This is a genomic window from Skermanella aerolata KACC 11604, from assembly GCF_000936425.1.
GTDB lineage: Bacteria > Pseudomonadota > Alphaproteobacteria > Azospirillales > Azospirillaceae > Skermanella > Skermanella aerolata.
On record NZ_AVFK01000033.1, the window covers coordinates 60,990 to 74,541 of the forward strand.

Annotated in this window: 14 protein-coding genes; 9 read left to right on the forward strand and 5 right to left on the reverse strand. The window is 61.2% G+C overall.

The features are described 5' to 3' along the window. Positions 1–53 precede the first annotated feature (53 nt). The 3 genes from secA (at position 54) to N826_RS29025 (ending at position 3,818) form a co-directional block, all read left to right on the forward strand. Complete coding sequence (gene secA, locus N826_RS29015) at positions 54–2,768, forward strand: preprotein translocase subunit SecA (protein ID WP_044434648.1); 2,715 nt, start codon at positions 54–56, stop codon at positions 2,766–2,768. Between the two features lie 254 nt (positions 2,769–3,022). After that, a complete protein-coding gene (locus N826_RS29020) occupies positions 3,023–3,229 on the forward strand; it encodes a hypothetical protein (protein ID WP_044434649.1) in 207 nt (68 codons plus the stop codon). Positions 3,230–3,314: 85 nt separating this feature from the next. After that, positions 3,315–3,818 carry a pyridoxamine 5'-phosphate oxidase family protein gene (locus tag N826_RS29025; RefSeq protein ID WP_044434650.1) on the forward strand — a complete coding sequence of 168 codons (504 nt, stop codon included), beginning with the start codon at positions 3,315–3,317 and terminating at the stop codon, positions 3,816–3,818. 182 nt (positions 3,819–4,000) lie between these two features. Here the strand turns inward: N826_RS29025 and N826_RS29030 are convergent, their stop codons facing one another. The 5 genes from N826_RS29030 to N826_RS29050 form a co-directional block, all read right to left on the reverse strand. Next, the gene (locus N826_RS29030; protein WP_044434651.1) at positions 4,001–4,510 is read right to left on the reverse strand and encodes an OsmC family protein; all 510 of its coding nucleotides are present in this window, start codon (positions 4,508–4,510) and stop codon (positions 4,001–4,003) included. Between the two features lie 52 nt (positions 4,511–4,562). Further along, a complete protein-coding gene (locus N826_RS29035) occupies positions 4,563–5,087 on the reverse strand; it encodes an MAPEG family protein (protein WP_044434652.1) in 525 nt (174 codons plus the stop codon). Positions 5,088–5,092: 5 nt separating this feature from the next. After that, the gene (locus N826_RS29040) at positions 5,093–6,049 is read right to left on the reverse strand and encodes an acetyl-CoA carboxylase carboxyltransferase subunit alpha (RefSeq protein ID WP_044434653.1); all 957 of its coding nucleotides are present in this window, start codon (positions 6,047–6,049) and stop codon (positions 5,093–5,095) included. Positions 6,050–6,148: 99 nt separating this feature from the next. Beyond that, positions 6,149–6,451 carry a PIN domain-containing protein gene (locus N826_RS29045; RefSeq protein ID WP_052832238.1) on the reverse strand — a complete coding sequence of 101 codons (303 nt, stop codon included), beginning with the start codon at positions 6,449–6,451 and terminating at the stop codon, positions 6,149–6,151. Between the two features lie 511 nt (positions 6,452–6,962). Beyond that, positions 6,963–7,940 carry an HpcH/HpaI aldolase/citrate lyase family protein gene (locus N826_RS29050; RefSeq protein WP_044434654.1) on the reverse strand — a complete coding sequence of 326 codons (978 nt, stop codon included), beginning with the start codon at positions 7,938–7,940 and terminating at the stop codon, positions 6,963–6,965. A 159-nt stretch (positions 7,941–8,099) separates the two neighbouring features. On the opposite strand from N826_RS29050, the gene N826_RS29055 reads away from it, so the two are divergent. From N826_RS29055 to N826_RS29080, 6 genes are all read left to right on the forward strand, one after another. Continuing rightward, the gene (locus N826_RS29055) at positions 8,100–8,651 is read left to right on the forward strand and encodes a hypothetical protein (protein WP_044434656.1); all 552 of its coding nucleotides are present in this window, start codon (positions 8,100–8,102) and stop codon (positions 8,649–8,651) included. Then, positions 8,648–10,255, forward strand: coding sequence for a 5-guanidino-2-oxopentanoate decarboxylase (locus N826_RS29060; RefSeq protein ID WP_044434657.1), 1,608 nt, complete (start codon positions 8,648–8,650; stop codon positions 10,253–10,255). The genes N826_RS29055 and N826_RS29060 overlap by 4 nt, the downstream gene beginning before the upstream one ends. A gap of 122 nt (positions 10,256–10,377) precedes the next feature. After that, positions 10,378–10,737, forward strand: a complete 360-nt coding sequence (locus tag N826_RS29065) for a zinc ribbon domain-containing protein YjdM (protein WP_044434659.1) — start codon at positions 10,378–10,380, stop codon at positions 10,735–10,737. 156 nt (positions 10,738–10,893) lie between these two features. Then, on the forward strand, positions 10,894–11,181 hold the full coding sequence (locus tag N826_RS29070) for a HigA family addiction module antitoxin (protein WP_044434661.1): 288 nt from the start codon (positions 10,894–10,896) through the stop codon (positions 11,179–11,181). 180 nt (positions 11,182–11,361) lie between these two features. Beyond that, positions 11,362–12,678 (forward strand): AAA family ATPase, encoded by a 1,317-nt coding sequence (locus tag N826_RS29075; RefSeq protein WP_044434663.1) that lies wholly within the window; start codon positions 11,362–11,364, stop codon positions 12,676–12,678. Positions 12,679–12,746: 68 nt separating this feature from the next. Further along, positions 12,747–13,346, forward strand: a complete 600-nt coding sequence (locus tag N826_RS29080; protein WP_169789430.1) for an HNH endonuclease — start codon at positions 12,747–12,749, stop codon at positions 13,344–13,346. Positions 13,347–13,552: the final 206 nt, after the last annotated feature.

A 13,552-nucleotide genomic window follows, 5' to 3' on the forward strand; every position in this document is an offset into this window, starting at 1 on the left:
GCCGTCGTCGTGTGTTCGCAGCCCAACCGTCTCTTGCTCTAACCGAGGTTTCAATGTTCGGTGCTATTGCCCGTAAACTTTTCGGCACCGCGAATGATCGCACCGTAAAAGCGCTGCAACGGCAGGTCGAGGCGATCAACGCCCTCGAGCCTTCGGTGGCCGGCTTGTCCGACGCCGAACTCCGCATGCGAACGGACTGGCTGCGCGAGCGCCTCGAAAAGGGCGAGACTCTGGACGACATCCTGCCCGACGCCTTCGCGACGGTGCGGGAAGCGGCCAAGCGGGTCCTGGGCCAACGCCATTTCGACGTCCAGTTGATGGGCGGCATCGTCCTGCACCAGACCAAGATCGCGGAGATGCGGACCGGCGAGGGCAAGACCCTCGTGGCGACGCTTCCGGTCTACCTCAACGCCATCGCCGGCAAGGGCGTCCACGTCGTTACCGTCAACGACTACCTGGCCAAGCGCGACAGCGGCTGGATGGGCCGGGTCTACGGTTTCCTCGGGTTGACGACCGGCTGCATCGTTCACGGTATCGACGATTTCGAACGGAAAATGGCCTATCAGGCCGACATCACCTACGGCACGAACAACGAATTCGGCTTCGACTACCTGCGCGACAACATGAAGTTCCGGCTGGAGGAGATGGTCCAGCGGCCCTTCAACTTCGCGATCGTCGACGAGGTCGACAGCATCCTGATCGATGAGGCCCGGACCCCGCTGATCATCTCCGGTCCCTCGACCGACAGCTCCGAACTCTACATCGCCGTCGACAAGGTTATCCCGCACTTTGAGCCCGACGACTACGAGAAGGACGAGAAGGTCCGCGCCGTCAGCATGACGGAAGCCGGCACCAACAAGGTCGAGCAGATCCTGCGCGACATGAACCTGTTGACCGAAGGCACGCTCTACGACATCCAGAACATCAGTCTGGTACACCACGTCAATCAGGCGTTGCGTGCCCACACGCTGTTCCAGCGCGACAAGGACTACATCGTCAAGGATGACAAGGTCATCATCATCGATGAGTTCACTGGTCGCATGATGGAAGGCCGCCGCTATTCGGAAGGTCTGCACCAGGCGCTGGAAGCCAAGGAACACGTGACGATCCAGCGCGAGAACCAGACGCTCGCCTCGATCACATTCCAGAACTACTTCCGCCTCTATCCGCGCCTTGCCGGCATGACCGGCACCGCCATGACGGAAGCCGGCGAGTTCGGTGAGATCTACGGCTTGGAAGTGGTCGAGATGCCGACCAACGTCCCGGTCCAGCGCAAGGACTACGACGACGAGGTCTACCGGACCAGCCGCGAGAAATACGAGGCGATCGCGACCCTGATCGAGGAGTGCCGGGCGCGCAACCAGCCGATCCTGGTCGGCACCGTGTCGATCGAGAAATCGGAAGTCCTGTCCGATATCCTCAAGAAGAAGAACATTCCGCATGCCGTCCTGAACGCCCGCTACCACGAACAGGAAGCCCAGATCATTTCGCAGGCGGGTCGTCCCGGCGCCGTGACGATCGCCACCAACATGGCGGGCCGTGGCACAGACATCCAGCTCGGCGGCAACCTGGACATGCGGCTCGCGATCGAACTGGCTAATGTCGAGGACCCGGCCGAACAGGAGCGGATTACCGCCCAGGTCCGCGCCGAGATCGAGCGCGACAAGGAGATCGTCAAGCAGGCTGGCGGCCTCTTCGTGATCGGCACAGAGCGGCACGAAAGCCGCCGCATCGACAACCAGCTCCGTGGCCGTTCCGGCCGTCAGGGCGACGCCGGCGCCTCGAAGTTCTTCCTCAGCCTGGACGACGACCTGATGCGGATCTTCGGGTCCGAGCGGATGGACGGCATGCTCCAGCGCCTCGGCCTCAAGGAAGGCGAGGCCATCGTCCATAGCTGGATCAACAAGGCTCTTGAAAAGGCGCAGCAGAAGGTCGAGGCGCACAACTTCGACATCCGCAAGAACCTGCTCAAATACGACAACGTGATGAACGACCAGCGCAAGGTCGTCTACGAACAGCGCCGCGAGATCATGGACGCGCCGGAGATCGCCGGCACGATCGAGGACATGCGCCACGAGACCATCGAGGAGATGGTCAAGAAGGCGATCCCGGCGAACGCCTATGCCGAGCAATGGAACGTCGACACCCTGCACGAGGAAGTCCGGCGCATCCTGAACCTCGACCTGCCGGTCCACGAATGGGCCAAGGAAGAGGGCATCGCGGAAGCGGAGATCGAGGAGCGCATCCGCCGCGCATCCGACGAGAAGATGGCTCAGAAGGCCGCCAATTACGGTCCCGAACTGATGCGCGCCGCCGAGAAGAGCCTGCTTCTCCAGTTGCTCGACCAAGCCTGGAAGGACCACCTGCTCCATCTCGACCATCTGCGCCAGGGCATCAACCTCAGGGCCTACGCCCAGCGCGATCCGCTGAACGAATACAAGCGCGAGGCCTTCGAGCTGTTCGAGGGCATGCTGTCCCACCTGCGGGAAACGGTCACCTCGGTCCTCTCCTATGTCGAGATGCGGGTCAACCACCCCGAGGACATGGAGCCGCAGCCGGTCCAGGGCTATGAGACCCGCCAGGACCCCGCTCTGGCCGCCGCCGGGGGCCCGGACGACGGGGCTCCCCTGCCGGACGGCATGGTACGCCGCGTGGCGCCGGCCACCGTCGGCTCGGCCGACGAGATCGATCCGCGTACGCCCCGCAACGCGATCTGCCCCTGCGGCTCCGGCAAGAAGTACAAGCACTGCCACGGCCGGGTCGGCTGACCGTATCCTGCCCCAGGGCTGGCCGAAGAAGGGCCGGGCGTCGTTCGCGACGCCCGGCCCTTCTTTTTTCAAGATAATTTTACGACTAGGGCGATTTTAGGATGGCTGGTCGGAAAGCCTCCCGCTCGGCATTTCGATTTTGAGAGCGAACCTCATTGATTTTTAGAAAAGTTGACATGGATCAAAGTAGCCAGCGTCAGCGTGTCGCACACTCCCTCCCATAAGTCATATGCATTCAAGCGGAGGTGACCTTCATGCGCGAGCTCTTCTCACATGTTTCCGGACCCTCCCAGAAGCCGCGGGCGAGCGTACAGCGCGCCCGGTCTGCCAAGTACAGCGGGCAGACCCTCGGCGGCCTGATCGCCAATCTTCTCGATGCCGATTACGGCCACAGCGCCACGGCGCTCCTCGGCATCGCCGTCCTCGGCATCCTGCTCGCCTTCCCGACCCTGATGTTCTAGCCAGCTTCCTGTCAGCCAGTCGGGAACGCCTAAGCCCGCCTCCTGTTGACGATCCCGAACTCAACAGGATTTGGAAAGGGCTGACATGACTGGCAGCACCCCGGCAACTGGCGACGATATCAAGAAGCTCTGGGGGATGATCAAGGACATCCGGGTCACTATGATGACCACCATCGACGACGATGGGACCTTGCGCAGCCGCCCGATGGTCGCACAGCAGTCGGAATTCGATGGCGATCTCTGGTTCTTCACCTGGATCGACTCACCCAAGGTGGATGAGGTCAAGGAACACCATCAGGTGAACCTCAGCTACGCCGAACCTGACGACCAGAACTACGTGTCGATTTCCGGCACGGCCCAGATCGTCCGCGACAAGCAGAAGGTCCATGAACTGTGGAGCGAGTATCTCGCCACATGGTTTCCCAAGGGCAAGGACGATCCCAACATCGGCCTGATCCGCGTCCATGTGACCAAGGCGGAATATTGGGACAGCCCGTCCAGCGCGATGGTCCACGCCTATGGCTACGTAAAGGCCAAGCTGACTGGTGAGCCGCCCAATCCCGGCGACCACAAGAAGATCAGCCTGTAGTAACCAGGAGCCGGCCTGGAGCGTTAGGTGTCGGGCTGAAGAGGCCCGACCTACGCAAGCGTGCTTCCGTTCCGCGAGCGAATTTTTGTAGGTCGGGCCTCTTCAGCCCGACATATTTGCCGGAACTTACCGGTCAACTTCAAATATCGCTGGGATGACACGCATGCCGGGCCGGCAGCCCCTCAGTTCGTAACGATCTTCGCCTCTGCGGCAGGTGGGTTACGGAGCGTCTGATAGATCACGCAATACCGTTCTGTCAGCTTCAGCAGACTGGCAAGTTGCTCTTCTCCTGCATCGGTATCCAGGTCGAACGTCAGCCGGATCGACCGGAACCCGACCGGCGCATCCTTTGCGACGCCAAGCGTCCCCCGGAAATCCAGATCCCCTTCCGCGCGCACCGTGCCGCCACGCAGTTCCACATTCAGCGCCGTCGCGACGGCGCGCAAGGTAACGCCGGCGCAGGCTACCAGTGCCTCCAGCAGCATGTCGCCGGAGCAGGCCGACATTCCGTCACCGCCGGCAGCCGGATGCAACCCGGCCTCGACCAGCGCCCTTCCGGTATCGACCTTGCAGGTCACGCCCTCGGCTCCGACCGTGCCTTCGGCCTTCAGGGTGATGACGGCGCTGTCCGGCGTGTCGCGGTACTGCTGCTTGATCGGCGCCTGAAGAGCCTTCAACGTCTCCGCATCCATCGGCATTTCCCCCAAACCATTGTTATATCAGCTGCTGTCGCCCGCTGGCTTGTTACTGCATAGCACGGTACACGGCATAAGCCACGACCGCGATATTGATGTTCAGCGTCATGATCATACCGGGCGCTCTGTAATACGCGTTGACGACGTACCCGGCCCAGAACAGGATTCTGCCGGCACAGAACAGCGCCGTCATGACACCGGCGAAGCGAACGTCCGCAGGATCGGCCAGGACAGCCGCCGCCAGCAGGGCAGGCACGAAGATCGTGGTCTGTTCGACGCTGTTGGTAAGCGCCCGCTGTGCGCGGCGCTGAAACCCGCTTTCCGGATCGTTCAGCGGATCGAAGGCCGCAGACGCCAGCCGGGCCAGCGCCACGGCGAACACCATGACCAGCAGCACCAGCGCCGGCCAGACCAGAAGCCCCGCCGCCAGCGCCAGCCGGTCCCCCGCATTCCCAACGAAGGCGGAAGCCGCCGGCCAGAACGCGAACAGCAGGCCCCAGGCCAGCACCGTCCCAATGACGACGCCGCCGAATGAGAACAGGTAGCGGCGGTCGAACCTGCCCTGCCGCGCCATCCCGATCAGGAAAGGCCCTTCTGGCCCATCTCCAGGAACTTGTCGCGCCGCTTCAATCGGAGCGTCGAACCGTCCAGACCGCGCAACTCGTCCAGCGAGTCCTCGATCGCGTTGCCGACCGCGGTCATGATTTCCTCACGGTCACGGTGAGCGCCGCCGATCGGCTCGGCGATCACCCGGTCGATGACGCCCAAGTCCTTCAAGTCCTGCGCCGTCAGCCGCAGGGCCGCCGCCGCTTCGGCCGCCGCCGTGTTGGTCCGCCACAGGATGGACGCGCATCCTTCCGGCGAGATCACCGAATAGATCGCATGCTCCAGCATCAGCACGCGGTCGGCGGCCGCCAGGGCGATGGCCCCGCCGGAGCCGCCCTCGCCGATCACCGTCGCGATCATCGGCACCTTCAGGCGCAGGCAGGTATCGATCGAGCGCGCGATGGCCTCGGCCTGCCCGCGCTCTTCGGCCCCGACACCGGGATAGGCGCCGGCAGTATCGACCATCGTGATGACCGGCAGCTTGAAGCGCTCGGCCAGTTCCATCAAGCGGATCGCCTTGCGGTAGCCTTCCGGCTTCGCCATGCCGAAATTGTGCCGGACACGGGTTTCCGTGTCGTTACCCTTTTCCTGCCCGATGATCATCGCCGACCGGCCCCGGAACCGCCCGATGCCGCCGATGATGGCGCGATCCTCGGCAAAGCCCCGGTCGCCGGCCAGCGGCGTGAAGTCCTCGATCAGGCCCTCGATATAGTCCATGCAGTGCGGCCGGTTCGGGTGCCGGGCGACCTGGACCTTCTGGGCCGGAGCCAACTTGGCATAGGTCTGCCGCAGCAGCCGGTCCACCTTGACCTGCAACTTGGAAACCTCGTCGGCGATATTGATATCGCCGGTATCGGTCAGGTGCCGAAGCTCCTCGATCTTGCCTTCGAGTTCCGCGATCGGCTTTTCAAATTCAAGGAAGGTCTGCATGAAATGACTTACACGGCGGGCTGAGATTGGACCGGGTTCCCTACCACAGCGCCCAAAGGGTAGCCAGCGCAATTCCTGCGCAGACGGGTCAAAGCCTGATCATAGTGGCGCGAAGGGATTGAGCAGCGAGACCTCCAAATCCACGAAATCGCGGATGTTGCGCGTTACCATGACCATCCCATGGATCGAGGCGGTAGCGGCAATCAATAGGTCGATCAATCCTCGTTGAGGATGAGTATGCCGCAGCTCAGCCCAACGGCATGCAACAGTGGAATCGACCGATATGATCCTGCCTCGCCCAAGGTCTTCGATTTCGCACATCCATTGACGAAGAGCCAAGGCAAGAGCCGGTTGGTCCGGTTGCACCTTGACAATGCCACGGTGAATTTCCCCGATCGTCATGGCGCTGATAAAATCCGGTCAACATCCAGATCGTTCCACCATCGCGCGAACAGTGGATGTGGGCGAGGCCGGCGCAATTCAGACAGAATGTTGGTGTCGAGCAGATATGCGCTCACTCGTGGTCATTCCGGCGACTTGAAATCAACTGGTGGGGCAAGAGGTGGCCCGTCGCGCGGACCGATCAGTTCGTCCAGGTCAATGTCGAAACCAGGGATCGGCCTTGCGAGAGCTTCCTTTAATGATCTGGGAGCCCCCTGCCTCAACATTGAGTCTCCGTGCTCCTGCCTGGAAGTGCGGTTCTCCGATTCATGCTTGCGGAGTTCAGCGACGGGATCACTCGATCCCAACATGGAAAAAGGCAATCTCGCTACCTTAAGACGAATCGCGCCACGTCTCTCAACTGTCATATCTCACCTCTGCTACCGACTACAGCATTCAGCATCAAGCAAGCCAAACGAAAGCGGTAGTTGAAGGAGCGGCCCCATCATGGCGCCGCCCCGTCCACCATCCCTTACAGGCCGGCGATCTGCTCGGCCTTCTTCACCATCACCTCGGCTTGACGGATCGATGCGAAGTCGATCAGCTTGCCGTCCAGCGCCACGGCGCCCCGGCCTTCCTTCTGCGCCTGGACCATGGCTTCCAGGATGCGCTTGGCCTTCGCGATCTCGGCTTCCGACGGGCTGAACACCTCGTTCGCCAGGGCGATCTGCGACGGGTGGATCGCCCACTTGCCCTCGCAGCCCAGCACGGCGGCGCGGCGGGCATGGGCCTTGAAGCCTTCGGCGTCGGAGAAATCGCCGAACGGACCATCGACCGGACGCAGGCCGGCGGCGCGGGCGGCGACGACCATGCGGGCGGTCGCATAGTGCCACATGTCGCCCCAGTGATAGTCGCGCGGCTTGTCGCCGTCCTTGTCGGTCAGGATGCCATAGGAGGGGTTCGGCCCGCCGATGCCGGTCGTCTGCGCCTTGGTGGAGGCGGCATAGTCGGCCACGCCGAAATGCAGGCTCTCGTTCCGCTTCGACGCCGTGGCGATCTCGTCGATGTTCGCCATGCCAAGGGCAGTCTCGATAATCAGCTCGAAGCCGATCCGCTTCTTGCGGCCCTTGGCCGCCTCGATCTGGGTGACCAGCATATCGACGGCGTAGACGTCGGACGCGGTGCCAACCTTGGGGATCATGATCAGGTCGATCCGCTCGCCCGCGTTCTCGACCACGTCCACGACGTCGCGATACATATAATGTGTGTCGAGCCCGTTGATGCGGACGGCCAGGGTCTTGTTGCCCCAGTCGACATCGTTGATCGCTTCGATGATGTTCTTGCGCGCCTGCGGCTTGTCGTCCGGTGCCACAGCGTCTTCAAGGTCCAGGAAGATGACGTCGGCAGCCGACCGTGCCGCCTTCTCGAACAGCTTCGGACTGCTGCCGGGTACCGCCAGTTCGCTGCGGTTGAGCCGGGCCGGAGCCGGTTCGACAATCTTGAAACTCATTCCTGTTCCCCCTTCATCAATTCTGTAATCAGTTCGCAAAGGTCGCCACACGCAGATATACCGCTTGTTCGCAGTAGCAGCATCCTGCCGGAAAGTAGCACGAAGAAAGCAAAAACCAGACGCGGGAAGATGCCTATTCGACAGATAATCTCGCCCACCATGACCGATCCGGCAGAAACTGACTTCAACCCCGTTTTCGCCACCGAAATCGTCCCGCGCCTGGACATGCTGGAACAGGCGCGCCGGCACGAACTCCCACGCCTGCGCCGCCGCGCCACGGCCTTTGCCGCCCTGACCGTGGCGTGGCTGGCCGCGCTCCTGACGATAAGCATCCCGCTGCTCTGGCTTACCATCGTGCCGCTGGGCGCCATCGGCCTGTTCATCGTCCTTCAGCTTCGAGCACCCCCCGGACGCGACTACGCCCAGGCGCTCCGCGCCATCGTCCTGCCGCCGCTCTGCGCCTTTGCCGGAGGATGGCGGCACGAACGGCTGGATAACCGCGACATCTTCCGGAAAGGCGACCTCCGGGTAGAGCCGGACTGGCCGCTTTTCAGCCTGCCCGACTGGCGCACCCCGATCCCGCCGATCGTCCGGACCGACATCTCCCGGTTGCTGGCACTGCTTGCCAGCGCGCAGCCGCCCGCCTACCCTGTGCCGCCAAGGGGCTCGAAGCCAGGGAACTCGCATAAAGAACCGCAGGTGACGAAGTGACTACCGAACCAATCAGCGGCCATCCGACATGTGGCGAAGCCGCGATCCGGCTGCTCGAAGCCTACGGCATCGACACCGTGTTCGGCATCCCCGGCGTCCACACGCTGGAGCTTTACCGGGGCCTGCCCAACAGCAGCATCCGCCACATAACGCCGCGCCACGAACAGGGCGCCGCCTTCATGGCCGACGGCTACGCACGGGTGACCGGCCGCCCCGCCGCCTGTCTCCTGACGACAGGCCCAGGATTGACTAACGCCGCCACCGCCATCGCCCAGGCCTATTCGGACAGCAGCCCAATGCTGGTGCTGAGCAGCGTCAACGACCGCCGCGACCTCGGCATGGGACGCGGCCGGCTGCACGAGCTGCAAAGCCAGCGATCCGCCATCGCCCCGCTCTGCGCCTTCAGCCACACCGTCCTGGAGCCCGCCGAACTGCCGGAAGTCATGGCCCGAGCGTTCGGCGTGTTCCAATCGGCACGTCCGCGCCCCGTCCACATCGAAATACCGCTGGACGTGCTGGCGGCCCCCGCATCGTTCTCGACCAAAGCCCGCCCCGCCATCGGCCGCCCCTCGGCCTGCGACGCGGCGCTGGTCCAGGCCGCCGACCTGATCGCCATGGCCGAACGCCCGGTCCTCATCATCGGCGGAGGTGCCCGCGATTGTCCCGCCGCCGTCCGCCAGCTGGCCGAAGGACTGGGCGCCGCCGTCCTGATGACCGGCGCCGCCAAGGGCACCCTCCCCCACGACCACCCGCTCAGCCTCGGCTCGTCCACCGACCAGCCCGCCATGATGGAGTTCATCTCCCGCGCCGACGCCGTAATCGTCGCCGGCTGCGAACTCGCCGAAACCGATTTCTGGAGCGGCCTGCCGTCCTTCGGCGGCTCGCTCATCCGGATCGACATCGACCCCATCGCCCTGACCCGCGACGTGGTCCCCGACGTCGCCCTGCTCGGCGACGCCGAAGCCATCCTGTGCGATCTGGCCGACCGCCTCGCGACCCCCAACCCGGCACACCAACACCCTGAGATCGCGGCGGCACGAGAGGCAGCCCGATCCACCCTGCCCCCGCTCCGCCGCCTGCACGCCGAGGTCCTTGCCGCCATCCGCGCCGCACTGCCGCCCGACGGCGTCGTCATGTCCGACATGACCCAGATCGCCTATGCGGGCAACGCGCTGTGGCGGACCGACCGCCCCCGCACATGGCACCACCCCCACGGCTACGGCACGCTGGGCTTCGCCCTCCCCGCCGCCATCGGAGCCAAACTCGCCAAACCCGACCAGGACGTCGTCTGCCTGATCGGAGACGGCGGCCTGATGTTCACCGTTCAGGACCTGATGACATCAGCTGAACTCGACATGCCGCTTGCCATCGTCATGTGGAACAACGACGGCTACGGCCAAATCCGCGACGGCATGATCCAGCGCGGCATCCCTGAAATCGGCGTGACCCTGAAAAACCCTGACCACCACATGCTCGCAAAAGCGATGGGCTGCTTGAGCCTCCGCGCCGACACCCCCGCCGCCCTGACCGAAGCCCTGCGGCAAGCCTTCAAAGCCCGCTGCCCGACCCTGATCGAAGTGCGCCAGGACAGCTTCAAATCGTAGATCCACTGGGAGGGACGCTGACGGTCTGCGCCATGCCGTCGCAATCGCCGCCCGCCGGCAACTTGCGTTTCCTATCGTTACGGCAGTGCCCTACGGTGTGCTCCCGACCGACGAGGAAAATAATGGACAGCGAATTGAAGTGCCCCGAGTGCAACTCCGAACACGTCTATCAGGACGGCAGCCTATGGATCTGCCCGGAGTGCGCCCACGAATGGAACCCTCAACTCGCCGCAGGCGATGCCAGCGCAGAGGCTTCGCCGGATCAAAGCGTCAAGGATGCCCACGGAAACGTACTCAACGACGGCGACAGCGTGACCGTGATCAAGGATCTGAAGGTCAAAGGCTCGTCCCTGGTCGTCAAGGGCGGGACCAAGGTCAAAGGTATCCGCTTGGTGGACGCAGCCGACGGCCACAACATCTCCTGCAAGATCGATGGCATCGGCGCGATGAACTTGAAGTCGGAGTTCGTGAAGAAAGCCTGACGGCATGATCCGGTTGGGTCGTCATCGCAGTACAGCAAACGGGCGGCGCACTATAACTTCAGTCGGGCTGCGAACGTAATTATATATTCAACGCGCAACACTAATCTAGACACGATCTATCAAGACTGTTGAAAAACAGTCGGAGTTGTTCTAATCATGATCAAGAAAAACCGCAAACCGACCCTACCCGGAAAGGTCCTGAAGGATCTTTTCATGGATGAGCACGGCTTGAATATATCCGGATTTTCTCAGAAGCTTGGAATTTCTCGCAAGCATTTAATCGAGCTTATCAATGGGCATAAGAGGATAATCCCTAATATGGCTGTAAGACTTGCCCATCGTCTCGAAACCACACCGAACCTATGGCTCAATCTACAAAGCGCTGTAGACATATGGGAGGCTGAAAAAGAATTTTACAAGCTTACTCGGCTGCCGAGCAACTAATATACTAATTATTTGCTTTAAAACTATTTTGCGCAATGCGCTTATAGAAAATGGTGTAATATTAGTGCTCTAACACTTTCCTCTTGATTATAAAATTTCTGGCTACATGGATCTTTTCAGGAAGCCGTACAACGTGTTACACGTATGGCTTCGACCCATGTTTAGATGATGAACCATTGCATGGCACAATCTGGAACTGGATTCAAGACGCTACGCATTGAGGGTTGGCGACAGTTCGACAGTATCGAAATCGAGCTACACCCGCGTCTCACGGTACTGACTGGCCCCAACGGCGCAGGCAAGAGTTCCTTGTTGCGCATCTTCACGCGCCATTTCGGCTTTGACAGACAATTTCTTGCAACTCCACAGCACACTGCAACCGGCGGCTACTCGTACTCACCAGGCATATTCAAGAGGTTCTTAAGCAAACTGCTGTCCAGTCGCCAAGAAAACCTGTCCCCGCAGATACAAGAACCCAACGAAATCGGGACGCTCAGCTATACTAATGGGAAGGAAACCAGGCTTCACGTGCCCCAAACGTCAAATGTCCAATACAGTGTAATTATCAATAACCAGCAGGCAGTGAATGGTATTCACATCGACTCACATCAGCCGATCCCGACGTTTCAGCAGGTTGGCCAAATTCCCATGACCATCATTTCACCCAGCGTTGCATATCAAAGCTACAATAGCGAGTTAATGAATAGGTATCAAGGCGGCTATTCTGGCCACTCGCCCACTTACCGCATGAAAGAAGCCATCATTTCAATGGCGATGTTCGGCGAGGGCAACAGCCAAGTCCAGGGAAATACTGAGGTACTCGGCGCATATCACGGCTTCGTGGAGGCGCTCCGGAAGATGTTGCCCGAGACACTCGGATTCATAGATATCTCGATTCGACCGCCAGAGGTGGTGATAATCACTCGATCAGGCGAGTTTTTGATCGATGCATCCTCGGGGGGCTTGATGACGCTCATCGACCTCACGTGGCGTTTGCATCTGTTTTCACTGACATGCGAATTTTTCGTCGTCACGATTGACGAACCCGAGAACCACCTGCACCCGACCATGCAGCGGTCTCTTATGCCACAGATCATGAACGCATTTCCGCAGGCGCAGTTCATCATCGCCACACATAGCCCGTTCATGGTGTCCTCGGTTAGGGATTCGAACGTCTACGTGCTACGCTACGCTGAGCATGGCAACGTCGCGTTGGGGGGTGAGCAAATCATGCCCACTCAGTCGAGCCGAGTCATAAGCGAGCGGCTGGACACGATCAACAAGGCGGGCAGCGCGAGTGAGATACTCCGCGAGGTGCTGGGCGTAAGAGCGACTATCCCCCAATGGGTCGAGGAGGGACTCAACATTGTTGTCGCCCGCTATCGTCAGCAGCCGATCACCCAAGATACCCTCAAGGAGTTGCGCAGAGAACTCGCCAAGCTTGGTTACGGCGAGCTTTACCCCGACGCACTGGCAACACTGACCCAAGGCCGATGATAAAGCTCAACAAGGGCCATGCCCCACCCATCCTCCAGCAGAAGTCAGCCGAGTGGACCCGGACCGTCATGGACAAGCTCGCTGGCGGCGAGGAACCGACCAAGGCGGACAAAGGCCGCTACGCCCACCCGGAGATCAAGGCGGCGCTGGTGGCAGAGACGCACGGTAAATGCGCTTACTGTGAAAGCAAAGTGCGCCACATAGCACACGGGGACATCGAGCACGTCGTACCGAAATCGGTTGTACCAGCGCGCTGGTTCGACTGGGACAACCTCACGCTCTCCTGCGACATCTGCAACGGACGAAAGTCCGACTTCCACGGCGATCATGATACCTTTATTGATCCTTATGCCGTCGATCCGGAACAACACTTCTGGATAGTCGGGGAGACCGTCTTCCCCCGACCAGGCTGCGATGCTGCGGCACTTACCGAAAGGCTTTTAGGCTTGAATCGGGCTGAGCTTGTAGAGCGACGCTCCGAGCGGCTGAAAGGACTCATGAAGCTGTTGGAGGTAATCGAGCGTACCGTCGATCCCAACCTCAAGGGCATCCTCCAAGCCGACTTTGCAGAGGAAGCAGCGGAGGACAAAGAGTACGCAGCCCTTGCACGCGAGGTGATGCGGATGGCCCATGCAAAGTTAGGGCATGCTGCCCATCAGTTGGCTTAGGCCTGAACCGTCCTGAGTTTACCGGAGACGCTAGTCTCTCAAGAAATGGGGTTTCCGGTAAACCCAGGACGGTTCACACGCGCGGACCCAAAGAGTTCGCGTCTTCAATCCTCAAGATCGGATGGAAGATGCCGCAACAGATCCATCGAGTCGTGCAGTGAACCGCGCCGGGTTTACCGGAGGCCCCATTTCTTGAGAGACTGGGG

Bases quoted from the DNA above. Each gene is read 5' to 3' on its own strand.
- secA (WP_044434648.1), top strand. From the start codon at position 54: ATGTTCGGTGCTATTGCCCGTAAACTTTTCGGCACCGCGAATGATCGC.
- N826_RS29020 (WP_044434649.1), top strand. From the start codon at position 3,023: ATGCGCGAGCTCTTCTCACATGTTTCCGGACCCTCCCAGAAGCCGCGG.
- N826_RS29025 (WP_044434650.1), top strand. From the start codon at position 3,315: ATGACTGGCAGCACCCCGGCAACTGGCGACGATATCAAGAAGCTCTGG.
- N826_RS29030 (WP_044434651.1), bottom strand. From the start codon at position 4,510: ATGGATGCGGAGACGTTGAAGGCTCTTCAGGCGCCGATCAAGCAGCAG.
- N826_RS29035 (WP_044434652.1), bottom strand. From the start codon at position 5,087: ATGGCGCGGCAGGGCAGGTTCGACCGCCGCTACCTGTTCTCATTCGGC.
- N826_RS29040 (WP_044434653.1), bottom strand. From the start codon at position 6,049: ATGCAGACCTTCCTTGAATTTGAAAAGCCGATCGCGGAACTCGAAGGC.
- N826_RS29045 (WP_052832238.1), bottom strand. From the start codon at position 6,451: ATGACGATCGGGGAAATTCACCGTGGCATTGTCAAGGTGCAACCGGAC.
- N826_RS29050 (WP_044434654.1), bottom strand. From the start codon at position 7,940: ATGAGTTTCAAGATTGTCGAACCGGCTCCGGCCCGGCTCAACCGCAGC.
- N826_RS29055 (WP_044434656.1), top strand. From the start codon at position 8,100: ATGACCGATCCGGCAGAAACTGACTTCAACCCCGTTTTCGCCACCGAA.
- N826_RS29065 (WP_044434659.1), top strand. From the start codon at position 10,378: ATGGACAGCGAATTGAAGTGCCCCGAGTGCAACTCCGAACACGTCTAT.
- N826_RS29070 (WP_044434661.1), top strand. From the start codon at position 10,894: ATGATCAAGAAAAACCGCAAACCGACCCTACCCGGAAAGGTCCTGAAG.
- N826_RS29075 (WP_044434663.1), top strand. From the start codon at position 11,362: ATGGCACAATCTGGAACTGGATTCAAGACGCTACGCATTGAGGGTTGG.
- N826_RS29080 (WP_169789430.1), top strand. From the start codon at position 12,747: ATGGACAAGCTCGCTGGCGGCGAGGAACCGACCAAGGCGGACAAAGGC.